Below are 23,324 nucleotides of genomic sequence, written 5' to 3' on the forward strand. Positions count from 1 at the left end.
GTCGCCTTAGGTCCAAACCGTTTGAAGAAATATCCGATTTTTTGGACAATCGTTATCGAATGACTGGTTAAATCACCTGGAAAACCCCGCCCAGTCGGCCTTTATGACTGGCCCAAATTCAGTCATATTTTTCTGAAAGATTTATCCGAAACCAGCAAAAAAGGAACCACCCTCACCGGAATGGCTCCTCAGTTAAATGACTTATTTAGCAGAACTCAAATCTTTTGCACCAGTACCCGCTTTTGCCCGTAAAGTTGCTTCGATTTCTTCCAGCGAACGATTCCGCGTTTCGAAGACCTTAACCTTAACGAACCAGATGGCCAGGAAGCAAAGAACACCGTAACCGATGAACAGGCTCCCAGTCCCAAAGAAGTTCAGTAATGCTGGGAACGTCAGGGAAACAACCATGTTGGCGGACCAGTTAATCACACTGGAGAAGGAGTTCCCCAGTCCACGAATGTTCAATGGGAAGACTTCCCCGATCATCACCCACATAACGGGACCCCAAGTTGCGGAGAAGAAGGCAATGTAGATGGTCAAGGCGATTACCGAGATAATAGCAGCGGTATGGGACCCACCGGAGAACTTCATCCCGAAGCTCATAACGAACAGGGAAACCCCCATCCCGATGGCCCCGCCAATCAGCATCTTCTTTCGATCGATCTTATCCATGATCATCACGGCCACGGCCGTCACAATAACGTTAAAGATCCCAATCCCAATGTGGGCCAGTAAAGCGGCGTTAACCCCGAAACCAACATCGGTAAAGATGGTTGGTGCGTAGTACAGCACCGTGTTACATCCCATGACTTGTTGGAAAATAGCTAAGCCTAAACCAATGATGAGTGACGGACGAACCATCTTACCGAAGAGTTCGCTCCAACCACCATTCTTCATCTTGGCTTGTTCTTCAATCTGAGACAGTTCCTTATCAACGACCGGCGTGTTGTGCTTGTTCATGGTATCCAGAACTTCACGCGCTTGGTCGGAGTGCCCCATCTTCACTAAGAACCGGGGACTTTCGGGAAGGATTAACCCACCCAAGAACAGCAGTGCGGCAGGAATTGCAGCGAACCCTAACATCCAACGCCATCCAGTGTAAACACCGGCCCAGGCGTAGTTGGTGATGTAGGCAAACAGAATCCCCGTCATAACCATCAGTTGGAACAGACTGGACATCTTCCCCCGTTGATCGGCGGGTGACAATTCAGCCAGGTACGTTGGGATCAAGGCGGAAGCGGCACCAACGGCCATCCCCAAGATCACCCGTGAGATAATCAGGGTCCAGAATCCCGCAGCAAACCCGGAACCTAACGCCCCAACGAAGAAAATAATTGCAGATAATAACAGTAACTTCCGCCGACCATACCGGTCAGACGATGGCCCAATGATGGCGGCCCCCAGGATAGCTCCCAAGAGCACGGCGCTCACGACCCAACCCTGTTGCCAAGAACCCAGGTGCATTTGTTTCTGGATGAACAGAATGGCCCCGGAAATAACCCCGGTATCATACCCAAACAGCAATCCACCTAATGCACCGAAAAAGTAAACAAATCCGGTCGAAACTTTTCGCATAGATATCGCTCCTTAGTACGGCAAACGCCGTAATGTCAGCAGTGGCAGTATGTAGAGAAAGTATAGCTGAAAAAATGTAAGTTGGTTGACACCAGTTGGTTGATAACCCCAACCAACCATGAACCTATCATAGCACGCTGTTTATCAAAATGAAAGCGTTTTCTAGACAAATGATTAAATTAGGGTATGTTTTAGTAATCACCTGGTTTCCCCGACTGATTGTTTAGTAAACGGCCAGCGGTTCTCATTCACATTTACTATTTTGAAAGCTCAGCGAACCAGCCAATTCTATGGTGAAACTTACGCTTAGTAGGCAATCCGCCAAAAAGTGAGATAATCTACTTGCATCATCAGATAAAAAAAGGCGCAGGATTTCTCCCACACCTTCTCGCTATCTAGCTTAGAGTTCTTGACGCCGGTAGTCCAACAGTTGCGCACTGATACTCTTCGTTTGTTGGTAAACCTGCTTGTAAATTTTGTGCATTTTGGCATATTTAGCCGCGTTCTCTGGGTTTGGTTCGTAAGCCTTGCCGAAATGAACGAAGGTTTCAGCACAGTCCTGTAAGGAATCGAACCAGCCCAGACCAGTGGCAGCAATCATCGCTGCCCCCATACCAGGCCCCTGTTCGTTCTTCAGGCTGACAACTTTACGGTTGAAGATGTCGGCTTGGATCTGTAGCCAGAGTGGGCTCTTAGCCCCACCACCGATGGAAACGACCGTATCGAAGTCCCCACCGTTTTCTTCATAGATATCGAACAAGTCTCTGAAGGAGAAGACGATGCCTTCCAGAACAGCCCGAACGAAGTCGTAGCGCTTGTGCGTACCATCGACTCCGGTAAAGCTCCCCCGGATGTCAGCGTCGGCGTATGGTGCCCGTTCACCCACAATGTAAGGGGTGTAGAGCAACCCATTTGCCCCAACCGTTGACTTAGCAGCACTTGACACGAAGTCCGTGAAGTCTTCACTCGGTGCGAAGGTCTTCTTGAACCAGCTGAGTGAATACCCAGCGGCCAGTGTAACCCCCATGGAGTAATACTTGTCAGGAATAGCGTGGTCTTCGAATTGAACGACACCATGATAGTTAACGTCAGGCGTGTCTTCGTACTTCAGGACAACACCAGACGTCCCGATACTGGATAAGACCATGTTCGGGTGTAAAATCCCGGCACCAACGGCCCCAGCAGCGTTGTCGGCAGCCCCACCAAAGACCTTGGTATCCGTGGTTAAACCGGAGAATTCAGCATAGGCCGGCGTAACCGTCCCAGCAAAATCAACGGACTTGATCAACGGTGGGCACATGCTCAAAGGAATATCGAAGGTCTCGCAGATCTTCTTGCTCCATTCGCCCTTAGCAACGTCGAGCAGAACGGTCCCAGTGGCATCGGAATAATCCATCGCCAGGTTGCCAGTCATGCGGTAACGCACGTAATCCTTAGGCAGGACAAAGTATTTGGCCTGAGCCCAGATATCTGGTTCGTTTTCCTTAACCCACAGCAGTTTAGTTAACGTGAAACCTTCCAGTGGTTGATTCCGCGTAATATCAACGAATTCGTCGCCCATTTTGGCTTCGATTTCTTCACGTTGTGGCGTGCTCCGCGTATCGTTCCACAGAATTGATGGCCGTAGAACCTTCTTGTCCTTGTCCAGCAGAACCAACCCGTGCATTTGCCCAGAGAAGCTCAGACCTTCAATGTCGCTGGCGCTCAGATGGTCGTTTAAAATCAACCGAACAATCGCAACGGTCGTGCCAGAAACCCAGTCCTCTGGATTCTGTTCGTTATAGCCGGGCTTCTTCTGAATCAAATCATAATCAAAACTCTCTTGGGCGACAATCTGCCCACTGTGATCTAGTGCGGAAACCTTAACGGCACTCGTTCCTAGGTCAACACCGAGAACGTACTTCCCCATCGGTCATTCCTCCTAATTGTCGTTTCGTCTATTTTATTAATGTCATACTATCAGCAAGCCAATTGATCAAGTGACTGTTGATTAAGCCATACCAATCAGACTTGACTAACCAACGGATTTCGCATGGGCGACCTGTGTTAGCCGTGAGGGTGGTGAAAATAAGCTCAGCCGTGAGAATTCTCTTAGTAGCGTTATTTTGCTGCTTAGAGAATTGGTGTCTTTGAAACTCGGTTCTCAGAGGTTCAAAGCAAGCCTGGAGACCGCTCTTTGGCTCCAGGCGTCCGCCCCAGCATTCCGGCTTATTTTCGCCACCCGGTAAGGCGGCTAGATTCAAGCCCTATCAAACCCGTTGGTTATAAAAATGGCGGACGAACACACCGTCCGTCCGCCATTCTATTGATATTTTATTTCGCAGAACGCGAGATTACTTGCTCAAAGTGTCAATGATGTAATGGTTGATCGTATCCTTGACTTCTTCCAAGTGATCTGAGTGCGTAGCAGCAATCAACTTAGATTGTGGCATGTCGATAGCGTACTTTTCAAGGGACTTGAAGTCAGCCTTGCCGCTTTCGATATCAGCACCGATACCTGATTCGTATGAGCTGTAACGGTTCTTACGTAAGTTGTCCAAGAAGCCGTCTTCCTTCATAGCAACGGCAACACGTAAGCCGGCAGCAAAGCTATCCATACCTACAATGTGACCGTAGAAGAGGTCTTCTGGGGCGAATGATGAACGACGAGGCTTAGCATCGAAGTTCAAACCACCGCGAGGGCCGATACTCCCGTTATCAACAACTTCTGACATAGCAGCAGTCGTTTCGTACAAGTTAGATGGGTATTCATCAATATCCCAGCCGATCAACTTGTCACCTTGGTTAGCATCCAATGAACCTAACAAGCCTGCTTCACGAGCAACACGGATTTCGTGTTGGTAAGTGTGGCCAGCCAAGTTAGCATGGTTACCTTCCAAGTTCAACTTGAAGTCTTTGTCCAAACCGTATTCCTTCATGAATGCGATAGTGGTTGCGGCATCGAAGTCGTATTGGTGAGTCGTTGGTTCCTTTGGCTTTGGTTCGAGCAACATTTGTGCATCGAAACCAATTTCGTTAGCGTAGTCTTTAGCCATGTGGAAGAACTTAGCAGCATGTTCTTGTTCTTCCTTCATGTTAGTGTTCCAGAGTGATTCGTAACCTTCACGGCCACCCCAGAAGACATAGTTTTCAGAACCGACACGCTTACCAATTTCCAAGCTGTGCTTCAATTGAGCGGCACAGTATGCAAAGACGTCAGCGTATGGTGAGGTTGCAGCACCTTCAACAAACCGAGGGTTGGTGAACATGTTTGACGTGTTCCACAGAACCTTCATGCCGCTCGTCTTTTGGTATTCAACGATCTTGTCAACAACTTTGTCCAGGTTAGCGTTGGTTTCACGTAAAGTGTCGCCTTCTGGAGCTAAGTCACGATCGTGGAAGCAAAGGTAATCTACACCTAATTTGTCGTAAAATTCGAATGCAGCATCAACCTTGGCTAAAGCCAAGTCCATAGGATCAGTGTACTTGTCGTAAGGACGTTGAGCAGTACCATCACCAAATGGGTCAACTAAGCGTTGATCGAAAGTGTGCCAGTAAGCTACGGCAAACCGTAACCAATCGCGCATCTTCTTGCCACCAATAACTTCATCTGGATTGTAGTACTGGAAGCCTAAACCTGATTTTTTATCTGAATGACCGACGTATTGAATCTTGTCGATACCTTTCCAATATTCTTCTGCCATAATTTATAAAAACCCTCCTAGTTAGTTCGTTGCGACAACCAACTTACAAATTCAATTATACAAGGTTTCTGTGTTAATGCAAGCGTTTTCGAGAAAAAGATTTAAAAAATTGTTAGCGATTTCTAAAGGCGGTAATCGGGGCTTTCGGGAAATGCTTACGGGGCGTAACGATTTGGACGGATCTGTTTCTTTTCCTTTATATAAGGACCGAAATTACTAACTTTTTAATACCGTGGTCTTTTAACATAAGTCAGTAATTCTTCAACAATACAGTTAGGTCACACACACTTACTGTTGGTCCGTCTTCAATGAAACCACCCGTCCCAGCTTCAGAAAGAAGCCATCCGCATGTGACTGAAAATTTGCCGTAATATTTAAGTAATAGTCAAATTATCCACAATTTTATTTATGAGAAAATATTTTTTAGTCTTTATTTGCTTCATTTCAGCTCAATTATCCTTCTCAGATTCCTTGACATATAAGCATTTCAGTCGAATTTCAGCTGACATTCCCCTGTAGTTAGGACCCTAAATATTATGAGGTATCTTATAGACTATTCTAGCTAAACCTCCTATACTGAGGTTAATAATTAAGTACTCATAATGCTAGTAAGGAACCGCGCCAAAGGAGGAGCCTCATGTCAAAGTCAACTAACGTCACATTACGCTACAAAATGTATAAGAGTGGGAAATCCTGGGTTTTCGCCGGTATCGTTTCGGCTGGTTTAGTCTTCGCCTTCGGTGGAACCGTTGCCCAAGCGGACACGACAAACACGGCCACTGATCCCACCACGACTACTGAAGAAAAAGCGCCAACCCCAGTAGCGCCGACTGTACCCACACCAGCTGCACCAGTTGCTCCAAATACACCAACTGCACCTAAACCAGTACCCGCGGACGGGCCGACAGAACCAACGACTCCCCCTGCACCAACTAATCAACCGACAGATCCCAAGTCACCAGAAGCGCCTATCAAGTCAACTGGTGTCCCTTCGGAAACGGAAAAACCCATTGTACATACCAAACGTCTCCAGGCACCAGCGCCACAGCCAACACCACCTACCAATCCAGCACCAACCACACCTGCTGCTCCTGCACCTACTGCACCAGTAGCTCCGGTTGCCGCCGCAGCACGGCTCTCGGCTCCGGCAAATGAGTCAATTGACGTTTGGATGCCTAACAAGACTCTTCAAAAGATGGTTGCCAAGGCGATGGGTATCGACGTTTCCCAAATTACCAAGGACAATATCGCAACGGGTCTGACAAGTCTCGCCACTGCCCATACCATTGGTAGCACCGTTTATATCGATGGACAATCGCCATTTTCTCTCGAAGGCTTGCAGTACGCGACTGGCCTGACCTCGCTCGATCTTTCCTATGACAACAGCCTAGATTATATGAACTTGCAAACTTTGCCGACTGGATCTGGGGCCTACGGAGACATCGTTGATTTGACGCCCCTGGCCAGTCTCACAAACTTAACGACCTTAAACGTTTCCCGCAACAAAATTGTCAACCTCAAACCACTTGAAGGCCTTAAAAAGCTGACGACCTTGAACGTCATGTATAACTGGATCGGCGATTTCTCAATGCTTGACGCTAAGCAGATCACATCGCTTAAAATCAGTCACCAAAACTTCATCGTCGACTACGCTCAACAGAAATTTGTTGACCCAACGACACATACCCTAACGGTCGCCCCATTGATTCAGTTACCGCAAAATTACAATGCCACTTTGGACAAACCATTTTTAATTAACTCCGAAAATTTTAAACTTGTTGAAACGCAGCTCCAGCAAATCCACGTAAACGGTAACCCATTTCAAGGTCATCAAATCTTCTCACTCTATTATTCTGGAATGGGAGAAGATGATTACACCGTCAACACTGATGGTAGTATTCAATTCACCAACATTAAGCTACAAAGACCCTATTACTACGGCGGCACTTATGGAAAATACGCCGATTCAGTGGGGGTCGCCACGCCGGGCAATCACAAGTATTACCTGCGTGCCGACCTGTGGAGTAGTAAGATGGACAATTTCACCATTCTCATCCCCTACGCTAACGCAGAAAAAGCGGCGGCCATTACCGTTCAATACCGGGATGAAGCCGACGACACCGCCACGATCAAACCTGACCTAACTTTCGGCGCTGACAAAATGACCGGTGACCCCTACACGCTGACACCGGACCAATTGGCCGTTGACGGTTACACCTACGATGACGTCCGCAATCAAAGCGCCGCCATCACGGGAACCCTCTCCAATCAGGCTCAGACCATCACCTTGTATTACACGAAGAATGCCACCAAACCGGTGACGCCACCGGTTGTAACACCACCCGTGACCCCAACCAGTACGGTAACCGTCACCGTCCACTACCAAGACAACCAAGGTAATTCCTTATTGCCAGACGCACAATTAACTGGTCAGTCGGGAACCACTTATCAGGTAAAGACGCCGGTCATCAAGGGTTATCAATTGGACTCAGCCAGCAACCCGTCTGGTACATTTGGTCCGGCCGACCAAACCGTCACCGTAACCTACCACAAAGTCACTTCAGGTGGTGATGGCGCAACGATTACGCCAGGCATCAACAAAGTTAAGCAACAACCCGACATGGTCACACCAGCTAAGCCAACACAACAAGACTTAACGACACACAGTGGTAACGCCGCAAAAGTTGCAACAGTGGCGAGCCATCCCCAACGCCTGACTACACCAGTAAGAACCTCAAACCGTGTCGCTACTAATCAAGCAACAACGTTAGACAAGCAAGCCAAGACTGTTCTTCCCCAAACCAATGAGCACCGCACATCACCGCTGATTGGTCTGGGACTCCTGCTGGCTAGTCTCATCGGGATTACTCCCCGTTTCCGCAAACGGAACTAATTTCATAACAACGCAAAAAACAATGGTCAACGCGAAATTCATCGTGTCGGCCATTGTTTTTCTTGTACGTTATTTACAATTTAAATTTCAGTATCTTTTGCCTTCGGCCGGTCAAAATTCAACTCGTAACCGTTCAGGTTCAACACACGGTGGGTAATCAGGGAACACCCGCCCAAAACCGTAGCCAGTCGCGCATTGTTGGTCAGCTCGATACCCCGGTCATCGTTTTCGGACAATTTCCGGTAAGCGATCCGAATATCATCTAAGATTCCAGGCAACTCTTCAATTAGCGGCGAGTTGATAAAGAAGGCATCGGGATCCAGCGTCCGCATCGTGTTGTAGATCAGACCGGCAATTCCGGTCACGAAAGTCTTCAGAATTCGAGTCGTTTCCGAATCACCGTCTTTGTACAGGCGAACGATGTCATCTCGGTCAAGATCACGCAATTGCTTGTGCTCCTCGACCTGTTGAATGATGGCATCTTCCGAGCAGATATCTTCGGCGTGAATTGGCCGGGCGTTACCCGCATCGTCAAATTGCAAACTGGCAACCGTGCGCCCAATTTCACCGGCATCCCCGTGTTCACCACGGAAGAGGTCCCGGTGCAAGATGACCCCGGCCCCAATCCCACGGTGAATACTGATGGTAACGGCACTGTTCAGATTCCGGGCGCCGTTAAAGTCACGTTCATAGACGGCAGACAGGTTGGCTTCGTTTTCCAAAACCACGGGCACCTGGTATGCGTCCGTGAAGACCTGTTCCAGGTCAACGCCATCCATCTTAATGAAGGGTGACGTGACGACTTTATTATTCATAACGATCCCGTGAATGGAGAAGCAGATACCCAGCAAACCGTTACTACTGGTATCCGCGGCCTGCGTGTCCGCAATATATTGCTGAATACGCGTGACCATTTCATGGATCGATTGATCCTTGGTTTCAATCCGGTCATACTGCCAAACGTGGCCGTCTAAACGTGTTGCCAGCGCATGTAAGTGCCGATACCCCAAATCAAACGTCAACGTGTACCCATAATTCTGGTTAATTTCAACTAACGTTGGCTTACGCCCACCTGCAGTGGAAGCCTCCCCCAGGCCTAATTCTGTCAAGTAACCTTCGGCCATCAGGGTGTTATACAGAGATGAGACCGTTGACTTATTTAGGTGAAGCTGGTGAGAAATTTCGATCCGCGAGGTGGGATGGTTATTAAAAATCTGCTGCAGAACGAACTTCAAGTTCTGATCATGCAACTGATTACGATTCATACTACGACGAACCATCCAATCCCTCCTTAGGTCGTTCTTGCACCACTTCTCAAGTCGTTACTGTTAGTGCAGCAATAATACCAACTAACTGTGATATCGAGCTGACTCATTGATAATTCGATTGGAAGCGATAACAGAAACTAACATCATGGTTCAGTGAACCAACTAACCCCAGTATCGCCCACCCCTTGTGAAATTTCAACTGTTTGTTGTCAATTTGTTCATATTTTTTCTGATTAGTGGCGTGATTAGGTTACTGGGGGAAGTATCTCCGCCTTAAAAATAAAAATCATGGTTAGGTCTTCTCTCACACCTAACCACGACGCAATCACTTAACTTCACCATTTTAGCAACAACGATAGACTTAGCTTAGTGTCTGAATCAATTCTTTAACTCGACCCTCAATGTCATCTCGAACCTGCCGGAAAACAGCGAGAACTTCTTCATCGGTCCCGGTCGCTTGAGCGGGGTCCGGTAACGGCCAGTGGCGCTTGGCAACTGTTGGCGGGGTCATTGGACATTTGTCGCGGGCATCCCCACACAGTGTCACGACCATATCGCTGTGCTGTAAATAATCATTATCGATCAGTTTGGAGAGATGCTGACTGATGTCGACACCCCGTTCCGCCATGACCTTAACGGCTAGCGGATTTAGGCCGTGCTGTTCGACGCCGGCACTGGCGATTTGCCAATCTTGCGGGGCCATTTGGCGGGCAAACCCTTCTGCCATTTGGCTACGACACGAGTTCCCGGTACAGAGAAAATAGAGTTGAGTCATGGGTGAAACCTCCCTTTATGCTGATATTAATATCGGTAAAAGTATACCATGCCAGCCGCTGGACAGATATCGAATGTCTTCACGAAATGCCCCTACACTTACTACTAATGTAAAATCCCCCATAATTGTCTCACTTTTTTCGCAGTCTTTAGGAAAACTAAAAACATCGCACCGGAAATTAATCCGTGCGATGTCTAAATCTTCATTTACACTAACTACTTTTCAACCACCGTAGACTGTTCGTTCGCCCAGCGGAGATGGCCCCAGACAATACCCAGCACGAAGCCGACAAACGTTGGCACCAACCAGCCAAGTCCTAGACTAGCAAATGGCACGACCTGATGATAGAAGTTCAAGACACTGGTAACTGGACCGAAGCTGGTCACCACCTGTGGTGAATTGGCCAACATATCCAACACGGCCGGTACCACCGTAAAGGCAATCGTCAGCTTGTAAACGATCCCGGCATACGGCCGCTTAGCAACGGTCAACGACGCGAGGATCAATGCCAAAGACAGCGGGTATAACAACATCAATACGGGTAATGACCAGGCAATGATGGTATTCAACCCCGCATTAGCAACCAAGAAGGAAACAAACGTGGTTACTCGCAACCAATTGAGGTAGCTGACTTTCGGAAATAGTTTGTGGAAGTCTTGGGCAAAGGACGTAACCAAGCCTAACGCCGTGGTGAAGACCCCTAACGTGACCAGGACACCTAGGAAGGCCGTCCCGAACCGCGTGAAGTAGTGACCGACAATTTGTGAGAGGGCCACCGCACCGTTGGCGGATAGCGTTAATTTGCTCAAACTGAACGCCCCTAGCAAAACTAAACCGAAGTAGATTAAGATTTCCAAAACGATACTCAATGTCCCAGCCTTCGCTGTTAACTTGGTCAGCTCACGATCGTGATACCCCAAGCCACGGACGGCATGGACAAACGTAACACTCAAAGCCAACAATGCCACGGCATCCACCGTGTTGTAGCCTTCCAAGAACCCACTGATTGTCGCATTACTCTGGTAAGCCGTCGTGGCCGCATGATCCAAACCACCCATCGGATCGATGAACGCGACCACAAAAATGATCGCCAACATTGTTAGGAAGCCGGCATTCAGATACTTGCCGACAACCTTGACCAGATTATTTTGGTGCGTCGCTAGTAAGTAAGCCGCACCGAAGAACAAGCCGGTAAAGACTAACATTCCCACCGTGTCGAACCGCTTAGGCAAGAATGGTTGTAATGCCATTTCATACGCCGTAGCGGCCGTCCGGGGCGTTCCGAAGAAGGGGCCGATGGTCAGGTGAACCAAAATCAAGAACAGCGCGGCGTAGTGCCGGCCCACCGGCTTGGCCAAATCGTAGAGCCCGTCACTCTTGGTGACCACGACTGCCAGAATTGCTAACAACGGGAATAACGACCCAGAGATGGCGAACCCCAGGGCTGCGGTGAACCAATGGCCCCCTGCCATTTGCCCCAGGTGCACTGGGAAGATTAAGTTGCCGGAACCAAAGAACATCCCAAAAATCAGGGAACTCACCACTAATAGTTGCCCAATATTTCTGCGCGGTTTGCTAGTTACTGTCTTATCCATATTGATTCCTCCACAACCTAATTTTAGTTTTAAACGTCAAAAGAGCCCTTCTCCCACTACGGGAAAAGGGCTCTACAAGTAGAACGGTACCACCTTTTTGTGACGGTTACCCGCCACACTCCTCGCGGACTAACATCCGCTAGCCAAATAATGGTGGCTACCACGATTACCTACATATCAGCATCGAACTCGGAAATGATTTTCGTCCCCGCTTGATGGTCACTTTCCACTGGCCGTGACTCACTGCGCATCGCTACGAGAACTACTTTTTTCCTCAACGTTTTTTAAGTATTGATTGTATTATAGGTGGGTGGAAATGAAAATGCAATGGTAATTTTAATTATTTTCTCATTTTATTTTTGAGAACGTTTACTTGCACTTGAAAACTACTAGCGAGGTTCCATTCTAATTTAAAAAAATGGCGATATTTGAATAAATAGCACACAGAATGGCATTATTTATTCAAATATCGCCTAATTTTCAATAAACAGCTCGTAAAGTAGCGTTGTTTATTCAAATATCGCTTAATTTTCAATAAACAGCTCGTAAAGTGGCGCTGTTTATTCAAATATCACTTAGATTTCAATAAACAGCATTTACCAGCTAGTTTACTTTTCCCCATCATCCGCATGCTCACGCCGCCACTGCTTCACGTAGTCTAAGCGCTTCTTGAACAAGTCTTCTCGGCCCTGATCCGTGGGCTGGTAGTATTCGTGCCCCACCAGCGCGTCCGGCAACGTCTGCATCGTGGTCAACTTATCCTTGGTATCGTGGGCGTACTGGTAATCCTTCCCATAGTCCAGGTCCTTCATCAGCTTGGTCGGGGCATTGCGAATCTGTAGCGGCACCGGTTCATCGCGCGTCTCCTTGACGTCCCGCTTAGCCGCTTGCCGAGCCTTGTAAATGGCGTTAGACTTCGGCGCCAGCGCGAGATAGGTCACGGCTTCCGTCAGATGCACGTCACACTCCGGCATCCCTAAGAACTGGCACGCCTGAAAGACGTTGACTGCCACATTCAGGGCATTCGTATCGGCCAGACCAATGTCTTCACTAGCGAACCGCACCAACCGGCGCGCAATGTACAACGGGTCCTCGCCACCCTCTAGCATCCGCGACAGCCAGTAAATGGCGGCGTCCGGATCACTGTTGCGCATGGATTTATGCAGCGCGGAAATAATATTGTAGTGCTCCTCGCCAGTCTTGTCGTAAAGCACGAACTTCTGTGAAATCAACTGCTTCAGATCCGCCATGTTGACGGTCACCTGGTCGCCCTGCTTATTGCCATTGAGCACCGCCATTTCCAGCGTATTCAGGGCACTTCGCGCATCACCGTTAGCAAATTCGGCAATCGCTCGCAGCTCATCATCACCAATTTTAACGTTACCTTTGAACCCATCCGGACTTGCCAGCGCATTGGTCAGAAGCTGTTTGATATTCTTGGTTTCCAACGCCTTGAGCACGAAAACCTTGCAACGAGACAGAAGCGCCGAGTTAATTTCAAACGAAGGATTTTCAGTTGTCGCCCCGATCAATACAATACTGCCGCGTTCCACGTACGGGAGGAAGGCGTCCTGTTGAGCCTTGTTGAAGCGGTGGATTTCATCGACAAACACGATGGTCTTCTCGCCGATCGCCATGTCACTTGCCGCCTGCTTCATGATTTTCTTGATCTGACTAATGCTACTGTCGACGGCACTGAACCGCAGAAACTTCGCCTGCGTTTGCCGCGCAATAATCTCTGCCAGCGTGGTCTTCCCGACACCGGGTGGTCCCCAGAAAATCATCGACGAAACCTCATCATTTTCAATCAGCTCGCGAAGAATCTTGCCGGGTCCCAGTAAATGTGCCTGACCCACGAAATCCGCAAGAGACCGTGGCCGCACCCGACTGGCCAACGGTCTATTCTGTTGATTGGCAAATAACGACTCCTGCTCCACGAGAATCACCACCCTTTTAAGTCAATCATACCGCCAAAATCATTTAGAAATCAAAATCATTCAAATCTGCAATATCCATTGTAAACGGCGTTTCCGTCTTCTCACCATTATTCATATTTTCAATAACCAAGTAATAGTTCTTCTGCTTATCATAATCGTGATCTGCTAAAACGACCTGCACATTTTGCATCCGATCCTTCACAGAAACTGATCGGCTATTGGCATTAACCATCGTCTGGCCAGAGATCTGTTGATCTTGGTCATTGATAAAGTACAGCTTGAATTCGGCTGGAATAACCGTTGAACTGATGGCCGCGGATTGGCGAACAACCAGGGGGACCGTCAGCGAGGTGATCTGGCGATTCATACTGAATAACTCCAACTCAACATCATGAGCAGCGGAGCGACTAGATGTCGTTCTCACTTCTAACAAAGGCACTAACATTTCTTGCAAAGAGGCACCACCGTGAACGTAGTTAAATGAACCGACAGCCTTAAAAATATTAGCCGTCTTCGGATAGTACACATTTTTAGAATCATCATTGGCAAGAATTGTACTTAACTTCTGATGGCCAATACCTGGCGTCTCAAATTTTCGAGATGAGATTAAATATCGTTGCGACTTCTCATCCCCATCTTCCTTGGAGATTTCAATTTTATCCGTCTCTTTAAGCTGGTCATTTCTATAAATATAACCATGGTCAGCCGTAACGTAGATTTGAACAATCCCTTGTGTCCGCAAACGTGTAATCAACTGTTGAATCTCATCAATTGCTTCCTCTGTTGCCTTAAAAACGTCATCTTCTGTCTTTTTGTTATCACCAATTGCATCAACCTGATTGTGGTAAATATAGACGACTTCCTGTCCCGTAAACTTGGCACGAATACCTTTAGCAGTTTCACCCTTTAACTCGTCTAAAGCATATGCGGCACTCTTTGGGTTATGATGCTTCAGGATTTCTTGACGATGTTCCAAACTGTCGGCTAATTGCCCATCAACTGTCATTTTTTTATTCTTACTATCCAAACTCAATTTACGATTTGGTAGCAACAATGGCATTCCAAGATAAGTTACCGATGGTAATCCGGTAATCATATAATCCATATCTAACCCCGTTACCTGGTCTTCATGGCTCAGTCTCTTTTCGAGTTCTTTAGCAGCCTCAAACCGAAATGCATCGGAAATAATCACGACAACCCGATTCTTTTCTGGCGAAACATGGAATCGATAAAAGTTCCGTTGCAACTGCTTAGGCTTAATTTCAGAATAATCTAGTTCCTGATTCCAAGCATAGATGGAATTATCAAGATAATTGTTAACGTAGATGGACTCAATCAACTTTTTGGTTTGCGCAAACTGCTCTGGCATCCCCGCCTGTTGGTAATAGTACGTAAACTTCCGATAGTCCGTATCCATCTTATAACCCGACTTGATATAGTCATCAATCATGCCTTGGAGGTTATCTTTGGGCTGTTGATGGGCATTGCGGACAATATACCAGGCCTTGCGCATCATTCGGTAGAGCCGCGCAAAACGTGGCTTACTGCCGTAGTGTGTTTCTAGCCGCTGATGCGTCGTTTCGACCACTGTCTTGCCATTTAGACGACTATCCAAGTCCTCAATTTGCAATCTCTCTTGAATCCACAGTAGAATCCGCTGATCAAACCGGGGGAAAACATCAGACTTCGCCAAATCATCAATTTTTGTATTCCTGAACAACCGATCACCATCGACGTCACGCCAAACTACATCGGCGATACTATCAAAGCTATCTTCGCCCTGAGCCGTGGTACTCTCTCTCCGGTTACTAAACTGTTGCACTAAGGTCCGCACGTTCGCGCCATGCGCGCTCAAATCATACTGCGTGAGACTCTTTGGCAGTGGCTTGTCCATCTGTTGGTACACTACTGTTAAATACATGCTCGTCATCAGTTCTTCAAGCTGTGGCTGCTGACTAATGTATCCAAAACGTTCAGCGATTTCTGACCAGAATACCTGTAAAACACCGAATTTTTCAAAGTCTGCCAGCACCGAATTGTCCTTAACCCCTTTAGCTAACAATTCCTGTAGCAAGTCAAAAAAGTTAACGATGGGTTGATCTAGGTGAACTAGGACGGCCATAATGGCTAGCTCTGGTTTCTTTTGATAACTTGTAACGTCATACCGGCTAAAGCTCTTTCGACGGCGACTGTTGGCAAAGAAGTTAGTATATTGCTTGATAAATGGCTTCAAGTCATCTGGCAAGCCAAGCTCTTTACGTAAAATTTCTTTAGAATCAGCACTAAACGTCCCCGAGTACCAGACGATACTTCGAAGATGATCCTCTTCAAGTGCAGGTTCAGCAGTTGGCGAATAGATCAAGGCTTTCTCATGGCGCGGTAACGTCAGTAAGTGTTGCTTCGTTGCCAACTGTTGACCGGGCTCCATCACCACAACTTCGGCGATATCCGCCAATGCCGCCTGAATCTCCGTAATGCTGTCGGCAAAGTCGCCATTGTCGTCATACCAAAAGACAAATTGATTCTGTGCGGTAAACCGCTTTTTAAGTGTGGTAATGATTTGATTGATATCCACGTCTGCCATGGTTTCTGCTCCCTTTATAATCCGTTTTAATGTCTAGGTTAATCATAACGTAAACTGCTACGACCTGCAGTATAATTTGTGAAATTTATTGTTCACTCCAAGCTATCACGATGGGGTTATTCAGCATTTAATTACCGACGTTAGCGAGGATGATTTCAATGTTGCTGTTGGTGGTCAGGTCGAGATTATTGGGTGGCTGTATCAGTACTATAATACGGAACCACATGATCAAGTTGTGAATATTACTGGTGGCCCTGTCAAAAAGAATGACATTCCAGCCGCTACCCAATTGTTCACCACGGATTGGGTTGTTAAATACATGGTAGATAATTCGTTGGGAAAGTATTGGCTAGAGCGACACTCCGAGAGCAATCTTAAAGATAAGCTGGAATTTCTACTTCCCAGCGATATTGAAGTGATTAGTGACGACGAATCAGTTGAAGATCTAAAAATCATTGATAATGCCATGGGATCAGGCCATATTCTAGTATATGCCTTTGATGTTTTGATGGAGATCTATCAAGAACAAGGTTACTCTGTCAGAGATGCCGCTACTCTAATTATCAAGAATAATTTATTTGGACTGGAAATTGACCAGCGGGCGTATCAACTATCGTATTTTGCGTTGATGATGAAGGCTCGTCAATTTAATCGTCGCGCACTGCGTAAGGGCAGCTTTGAACCGAACGTTTTTGTTTTTGAAGATACCGACGATATTCCAGAAGAATTCATGACGCGGATACCTGAGGAGTCTCAAGCTGATTTGGCGGACATTATTGACAGATTCAGTAATGCACGTGAACTAGGATCAATTATCGATTTTGATAATAAAGACTATAATTTTGAAGCTTTGCGGGATACTATCAAATCGGTAGAGGTCGAGGGACTGGATGTTTTTGGTCTACAAGAGACGAAAGATAAGCTATTACGAGTTCTATCGATTGCTGAAATTTTGACTAATCGTTATGAAGTGGTCGTAACGAATCCACCTTATATGAACAAAATGGATGCAGCACTGAAAAAGTACGTCAAAAAGCACTATGCAGATTATTCTGGTGATCTATTTTCGGTATTTATTTTCAATAACAGTAATTTAGCTAAAGTGGGTGGCTATTCCGCCTTCATGACGCCATTCGTTTGGATGTTCATCAAGACTTATGAAAAGCTGCGAAAGTACTTAATTGAAACGAAGAAGATTGATAGTCTCATTCAGATGGAATATTCTGCATTTGAAGAAGCAACAGTGCCGATCAATACGTTTGTGATGAAGAATGTGACAAATGAGGCTGTAGGTACTTACGTGAAGCTTTCAGCGTTCAAGGGTGGCATGGATGTCCAGAAGGATAAGGTTCTTGAGGCGATAGCGAACTCTGATACTAGCTACCTTTATCGAACTAACCAAGCGAACTTTGCTAAGATTCCGGGGATGCCGATTGCTTATTGGGCTAGTGCTAACTTGATTCATGACTTTGAAGTTGGTACACGGATGGATGAATTGGTTGATGCTCGACAAGGGCTAGCAACTGCGAATAATAATCGGTTCTTACGTTTATGGTATGAAGTTGGCAACACTAATATCAGTTTTCATTCAGTTTCTATTCCAGATTCTATAGAATCACAGAAGATGTGGTTTCCTTGTAATAAAGGTGGTGCTTACCGAAAGTGGTTTGGAAACTACGATTATGTCGTGAACTGGAAGAATAATGGACATGATATTCGTAACTTTACCGATTCAAATGGTAAAGTTCGTTCACGTCCGCAAAATACTAATTATTACTTTCGTGAAGCGATAACTTGGCCCAAAATAACTTCAGGTCAATTTAGTGTACTGTATAGGGAAAATGGTTCTATACCGGAAACAGCTGGAAATGAGGCTTTCTCCACAGATAAGAATCAGCTGCTGTATATTCTCGCGTTTTTAGGCACGAAAGTAACGAATAAAATTATGCGTACGTTAAACCCAACAATAAACTCTCAAGTCGGTGACTTCAATAACGTTCCTGTTCTTTTAAGTAATGGTCTGAAGCCCATACGCATAGTAAAAGAACTTATTAACATTGCAAAAGATGATTGGGATTGCTTTGAAATCTCCTGGGACTTCACCAGCCATCCGCTCCTAACCCACATCGCTGACGATAACCTATCACACTGTCGTTCTCCCGTTGGCTAATTAGTCAATCTGTGACAAAATTGTGCCAATAGACACGTAATGGAGGGAAAAACATGGTAAGTTATCGTAAACGTGGTAATGCTTGGCAGTATGAAATCTCCTATAAGGACCAAAATGGGAAGTACAAGAAGCTTCGTAAATCAGGATTTCTGCTCAAATCTGAAGCTATTCTAGCTGCCAGTAAAGTTCAAACAGAACATCCCAACCTCACAACGGTTCAGTCTGGCAGTGAATCCTTAGTTTCCTACTATCGGCGCTGGATTCAAGTTTACAAACAAAACGCCGTAACACCAATTACCTATAACAAATATCAAAATACTGCCAAGCATGCCAACGAGCTTTTTGGCGACCTCAAATTGAAGGATTTAACCAAACTTATCTACCAAGAACAGCTAAATAAATTTGCCGAAAGTCATGCCAAAAGAACCGTCTCGTGTTTCCACAAACAGCTTCGTGCCTGCATTCTAGAAGCCTTAGACGAAAAAATAATTACCACTGACCCGACCAGAAAGGCTGTGATTACAGGCTGCGAACGACCTAAAGTCGCTAAGACTCTGAATTACGATGATTGGAAAAAACTACTACTCAATCTCGATACATCACAAATCGGCGAAATGATTGTGTATTTAGCTGCTGTCACTGGCATGCGTTATGGTGAAATCGTAGGGCTCACGCCAAGCGATATCGATCAAAAAAACAATCTAATTGCTGTGAACAAAGCTTGGGATTACAAGTATAAGACCGGTTTTATGAAGACCAAGACCCAGTCCTCGGTTCGAGATATTGCCATTGATCAACAAACTAGTCAGAAGCTTCGAAAATTTCTTGATCTGCACTTTCTGAGTTCAAATCGTCCCATTTTCATGAACGCAACCGGTCATATCTTGGTTAGTGCCGAAATTAATAAGATCCTGACAGAAAAGCTAGAGCAGCTCAACATTCCCCGAATCACTTTTCACGGTCTACGACATACACACGCTTCAATCCTACTCTACAAAGGGGTTAGCGTCTTATCAGTCTCTCGTAGATTGGGACACAGCAACATCACAACTACACAATCAACATACCTACACATCATCAAAGAACTTGAATCTCAGGATCAAGACAAGATCATTTCAATCCTGAATAATATCTCAAAATAGTTGGCACATAACTTGGCACAAAGGGGGCTTCTCATCGGTTTGAGAAGTCCCCTTTGGCTTATTTTAACTTAGACAAAATGGTGCTACCGTCTTGGAGCTTGTCGTAATTCACAACAACTCCATCATCTAAATCAAGTTCAATTTTCTGGTTAGCAATATGCTGAATCAGTGGATCGTACTTAATAATTTCGGCTAATTGCTGATTTAAATGCTTGAGTTCTTTCTCGTCACGTTTCTTTTGACTCGCCACCGTTTCATTACTTGCTAGCTGAGTCAGTTGATCAATTCGTAATTCGTATTTCCCCTGCAACGGATGCAGATAGTTTGTCCGAATCATGGCCAATTCATCAGAATCGTAGCGATGGAGGTACATCAATGCCTTGAACCCATTGTTCTTGCCACTGCTATACTCCCAATATATTGGCCGCTTTTGATAGATCTTCTTGTGATCCTTAAAGAAGTCTTCCACAAAGTAACGACGAATGGCCGCTTCATCTGAATCAGCCTTTTTTCCAATTACAGAGGCGATATAAGTAATATTCTCATCAACCGTTTCTGACCCAAAAGTAGCCGTTAAAAATTCCTTCAAACGATAAATAATATCACGTGAATCGCCAAAGTAGTCGGCATCGTTTAGCATCAATAGATTATCTTCGCTTGGCACAAATGACCGGTACTTGCTCGAATCCCATTCACCACCTGCAAAGGCCACCCCTTCAACATCTAATGAATAGCGACCAAGCACAACACCCACGAAATACGACAGGAAAGACTTAATATCGCGTTCTTCATCAGCCAGCCTTACAGAAACGTCCTTATCAGCTACCTCCGGCGTTAACTCATCATTCAATCCATATAGATCAATAAAGATTCGGTTTAACTCTTCTTCGTTGGACTTGAGCTGATCAAACCGATCTTGAGCTTCATTTTGCCATAAACTAAACGCATTTTTAAGCTTACCGCTCACTTCATTTCGCTTATCGTCAGCGATGTGGGTTAGGAGCGGATGGCTGGTGAAGTCCCAGGAAGTTTCGAAAGTATTCCAATCTTCTTTGCAATACTGAACCAATTTTCGGGATATATTGAAACTTTTATCTTCTATTGTCTTGTTTTTTATGACAGGAAACGACTTGAAATTACCAACCTCTAATGACACGGTTGGATTAAGTATTTTAAAAATATGATCCCCAACCGGTGTGTTTAAAATTGCCAATATCATAATTAATAACTCGTGATCTTTAGAAAATGCAGACATTCCTTTATGATCATGAATACTTCCGGGTTCTCTGTACCTCAGAGAAAAGGATCCGCTCGTAATATCAGACCAAGTTATCGCTTCACGAAAGTAATAACTTGGGTTCCGAACTACGGATCGTTGTTTCCCATTGGGCCAATTGAAGTTTTTAATCTCATGGCCATCATTCTTCCAATTAATTACATAATCGTAGTTTCCAAACCACTTTCGGTAAGCGCCACCTTTATTACAAGGAAACCATTTTTTTTGAGATTTAACTGATTCAGATAGATTAACAGATCTGAAGCTTATTTTCTTATTATCTACTTCATACCAAATCCGTAAAAACTTACTATTATCACCCGTCTGAAGACCAACTTTGGCATCCACCAATTCATCCATCCGCGTACCAACTTCAAAGTCATGAATCAAGTTAGCGCTAGCCCAATAAGCAATCGGCATCCCCGGAATCTTAGCGAAGTTCGCTTGGTTAGTTCGATAAAGGTAGTCAACATCGGTATTTTTGACTGCCGCTAAATAAGCCTGCTCCTTTTTCTGCTGCGAATCAAAGTTGACCAGTCGTTCGTAAGTCCCAATGTAATTAGCAATGGTCTGGTGTTTGAATACGAATGTTGTGGATTGAACGACCTCCCCGCCAATTTCTTCAAACGCGCGTGTTCCCAAATGTGCCATATTAATCAATGTATCTGCCTTCAGAACTGAGCGTAATTTTTCAAAACTCGACAGAAACATCCAAGCGTGTTGCGTAATCATAGCATAATAACCATTCGTATCAGTTAAACTTCGTAGGCGTTCCATGAATACCGCGAAGAGATCCGACTTACTATTTGGAAAATGCTTTTTAACGTATTTTCCAAGGATCGAATCCATCTTACCAGAACCCATATAGGGCGGGTTCATCGCGCCAATAGTGAACTGTCGTGACAGTATTTTCCCAACAGCACAGATTTCACGCAATTTATCTTGGCTCTCTGTCAGTACGATAGAACTCAACGATAGCTGGCCTTCATCTAGTTCTTGGTTGCTAATCCGCGTTATCATTGACCAATCTACAGACTTGTCCAACTGGATTAAAGATCCATACTCGTTTCCATAACGAAATTGATCCAGCAAATAGTCTAACTGTTTTGCCTCGTCTTCAGACTGGAGTAATTCCTGGAAGTCTGCACTCGTTAATTCGCCGGATTCAGGAACATCAAACACATTTGGTCGAATATCCAAAGTTAGAAAACGACGATTAGCGCCACGAGCCTTCATCATTAACGAAAAGTAAGCTAATTGGAAGGCACGGGTATCGATGTCTAGTCCATAGATGTTCTTCTGAACGATTAACTTTGCTGCATCTCTGCGAGAATAGCCTTCTCGCTCGTAAATCTGCATAAAGACTTCGAAGGCATAAATTAAGATATGTCCTGATCCCATAGCCGCATCAATCAAAGTCACATCTTCAATGTCCGCCTGTGAGAGACTGTCAGCATTAGTCTGTACACTAATTTGATCCGACTGTTCAGCTTCAGGCATAAAGTATTGCCAGCCAAAATCTTCAGCAATTTCCCTGCTAGAACGTGGATCTTCTTTAGCTTGCAGCACATCGATCCAATAACGTCCCAAGGAATTCTCAACCATGTATTTAACAATCCAGTCGGGCGTAAATAATTGGGTAACAGCTGGAATATCAGATTCGAGATATTTCTTCTTCTTGAATGCCCGATCTTTCGGTTCCGTATTATAGTACTGATACAGCCACCCAATAATCTCGACCTGACCGCCCACGGCCACATTGAAATCATCCTCGCTGACGTCGGTAATTAAATGCTGAATAACCCCATCGTGATAGCTTGGAGTGAACAATAATTCTGCATAATCATTCGTTGTTTCGAATAAATAAGGCAGATTCTTGTGTAAAGCGTTCGCCTGTTTGATGAATAACATCTGGTACTCTGCGTCCATGTCGCTCGGTTTTTCCGTGTCCATTGCCCGATCAATTAATGCATGTTCTTTGGATGTAAATCCACCCAAATCCTCTTCGGCATCCCCTGTATTTACCATAATATCTGGAACATTACGGTTCTCGGTGCTTGATAACACCCGGATACCACTAGGCAAATAGTCGTTAACTTCCATAAAGCGAATGGCAATGATTCGGTTGAACCACGTGTAGGCGACCTCTTCGACCAAATCATTGAATGCTGTGGCAAAGTCATTCTTACGTGCACGTTGATTCAGCTCGTCAACAAGCTTTTGACGTTTCACGATATCATGCCCTGTGATTCCGTGTTGATCATCTACGTAATATTCAATTTCTGATGTCGAGACCGAAAGCTTGTCACTAGCACCCTCTTCAGTAATCCCTAGCGTTGCCGCCTTCAATCGGATACTTTCGATGAGTGAATTACGTGCCGCAACCGCAAACTTTTTAATTGCTGTTTTATCCATATACTTTTCCT

At 45.6% G+C, this 23,324-nt stretch carries 12 protein-coding genes; 3 read left to right on the top strand and 9 right to left on the bottom strand.

Translation table 11 applies throughout. The annotated features are described in order from the left end of the window. Positions 1–201: 201 nt before the first annotated feature. From ACEPSU_RS11540 to xylA, 3 genes are all read right to left on the bottom strand, one after another. Positions 202–1,575, bottom strand: a complete 1,374-nt coding sequence (locus tag ACEPSU_RS11540; protein ID WP_020089470.1) for a sugar porter family MFS transporter — start codon at positions 1,573–1,575, stop codon at positions 202–204. A gap of 400 nt (positions 1,576–1,975) precedes the next feature. Next, positions 1,976–3,484 (bottom strand): xylulokinase, encoded by a 1,509-nt coding sequence (gene xylB / locus ACEPSU_RS11545; RefSeq protein ID WP_395321778.1) that lies wholly within the window; start codon positions 3,482–3,484, stop codon positions 1,976–1,978. A gap of 424 nt (positions 3,485–3,908) precedes the next feature. Beyond that, on the bottom strand, positions 3,909–5,258 hold the full coding sequence (gene xylA / locus ACEPSU_RS11550) for a xylose isomerase (protein ID WP_020089472.1): 1,350 nt from the start codon (positions 5,256–5,258) through the stop codon (positions 3,909–3,911). A 637-nt stretch (positions 5,259–5,895) separates the two neighbouring features. On the opposite strand from xylA, the gene ACEPSU_RS11555 reads away from it, so the two are divergent. After that, on the top strand, positions 5,896–8,151 hold the full coding sequence (locus tag ACEPSU_RS11555; RefSeq protein ID WP_395321780.1) for a MucBP domain-containing protein: 2,256 nt from the start codon (positions 5,896–5,898) through the stop codon (positions 8,149–8,151). Positions 8,152–8,231: 80 nt separating this feature from the next. Here the strand turns inward: ACEPSU_RS11555 and ACEPSU_RS11560 are convergent, their stop codons facing one another. The 5 genes from ACEPSU_RS11560 to pglZ form a co-directional block, all read right to left on the bottom strand. Continuing rightward, the gene (locus ACEPSU_RS11560) at positions 8,232–9,431 is read right to left on the bottom strand and encodes an ROK family protein (RefSeq protein WP_395323414.1); all 1,200 of its coding nucleotides are present in this window, start codon (positions 9,429–9,431) and stop codon (positions 8,232–8,234) included. A gap of 349 nt (positions 9,432–9,780) precedes the next feature. Further along, on the bottom strand, positions 9,781–10,194 hold the full coding sequence (arsC, locus tag ACEPSU_RS11565; RefSeq protein ID WP_395321784.1) for an arsenate reductase (thioredoxin): 414 nt from the start codon (positions 10,192–10,194) through the stop codon (positions 9,781–9,783). 215 nt (positions 10,195–10,409) lie between these two features. After that, positions 10,410–11,789 (bottom strand): branched-chain amino acid transport system II carrier protein, encoded by a 1,380-nt coding sequence (gene brnQ / locus ACEPSU_RS11570; RefSeq protein ID WP_395321786.1) that lies wholly within the window; start codon positions 11,787–11,789, stop codon positions 10,410–10,412. Positions 11,790–12,397: 608 nt separating this feature from the next. Next, positions 12,398–13,726: a replication-associated recombination protein A gene (locus ACEPSU_RS11575; protein WP_395323416.1), complete on the bottom strand. Its 1,329-nt coding sequence runs from the start codon at positions 13,724–13,726 to the stop codon at positions 12,398–12,400. Positions 13,727–13,769: 43 nt separating this feature from the next. Next, on the bottom strand, positions 13,770–16,310 hold the full coding sequence (gene pglZ, locus ACEPSU_RS11580; RefSeq protein WP_395321790.1) for a BREX-1 system phosphatase PglZ type A: 2,541 nt from the start codon (positions 16,308–16,310) through the stop codon (positions 13,770–13,772). Between the two features lie 88 nt (positions 16,311–16,398). Between pglZ and pglX (ACEPSU_RS11585) the strand changes: the two genes are divergently transcribed. Together pglX (ACEPSU_RS11585) and ACEPSU_RS11590 are read left to right on the top strand one after the other, a co-directional pair. Continuing rightward, positions 16,399–18,480 (top strand): BREX-1 system adenine-specific DNA-methyltransferase PglX, encoded by a 2,082-nt coding sequence (gene pglX / locus ACEPSU_RS11585; protein ID WP_395361555.1) that lies wholly within the window; start codon positions 16,399–16,401, stop codon positions 18,478–18,480. Positions 18,481–18,533: 53 nt separating this feature from the next. After that, positions 18,534–19,622, top strand: coding sequence for a tyrosine-type recombinase/integrase (locus tag ACEPSU_RS11590; RefSeq protein WP_395321794.1), 1,089 nt, complete (start codon positions 18,534–18,536; stop codon positions 19,620–19,622). Positions 19,623–19,680: 58 nt separating this feature from the next. Here ACEPSU_RS11590 and pglX (ACEPSU_RS11595) read toward each other — a convergent pair whose 3' ends face one another. Beyond that, positions 19,681–23,313, bottom strand: a complete 3,633-nt coding sequence (pglX, locus tag ACEPSU_RS11595; protein WP_395361557.1) for a BREX-1 system adenine-specific DNA-methyltransferase PglX — start codon at positions 23,311–23,313, stop codon at positions 19,681–19,683. Positions 23,314–23,324 lie beyond the last annotated feature (11 nt).

The organism is Levilactobacillus parabrevis (assembly GCF_044051715.1).
GTDB lineage: Bacteria > Bacillota > Bacilli > Lactobacillales > Lactobacillaceae > Levilactobacillus > Levilactobacillus parabrevis.

What these genes read in the sequence shown, in the direction of transcription:
- pglZ (WP_395321790.1), bottom strand. Translation starts at nt 16,310, where the DNA reads ATGGCAGACGTGGATATCAATCAAATCATTACCACACTTAAAAAGCGG.
- xylB (WP_395321778.1), bottom strand. Translation starts at nt 3,484, where the DNA reads ATGGGGAAGTACGTTCTCGGTGTTGACCTAGGAACGAGTGCCGTTAAG.
- pglX (WP_395361557.1), bottom strand. Translation starts at nt 23,313, where the DNA reads ATGGATAAAACAGCAATTAAAAAGTTTGCGGTTGCGGCACGTAATTCA.
- ACEPSU_RS11540 (WP_020089470.1), bottom strand. Translation starts at nt 1,575, where the DNA reads ATGCGAAAAGTTTCGACCGGATTTGTTTACTTTTTCGGTGCATTAGGT.
- arsC (WP_395321784.1), bottom strand. Translation starts at nt 10,194, where the DNA reads ATGACTCAACTCTATTTTCTCTGTACCGGGAACTCGTGTCGTAGCCAA.
- brnQ (WP_395321786.1), bottom strand. Translation starts at nt 11,789, where the DNA reads ATGGATAAGACAGTAACTAGCAAACCGCGCAGAAATATTGGGCAACTA.
- xylA (WP_020089472.1), bottom strand. Translation starts at nt 5,258, where the DNA reads ATGGCAGAAGAATATTGGAAAGGTATCGACAAGATTCAATACGTCGGT.
- ACEPSU_RS11555 (WP_395321780.1), top strand. Translation starts at nt 5,896, where the DNA reads ATGTCAAAGTCAACTAACGTCACATTACGCTACAAAATGTATAAGAGT.
- ACEPSU_RS11590 (WP_395321794.1), top strand. Translation starts at nt 18,534, where the DNA reads ATGGTAAGTTATCGTAAACGTGGTAATGCTTGGCAGTATGAAATCTCC.
- ACEPSU_RS11560 (WP_395323414.1), bottom strand. Translation starts at nt 9,431, where the DNA reads ATGGTTCGTCGTAGTATGAATCGTAATCAGTTGCATGATCAGAACTTG.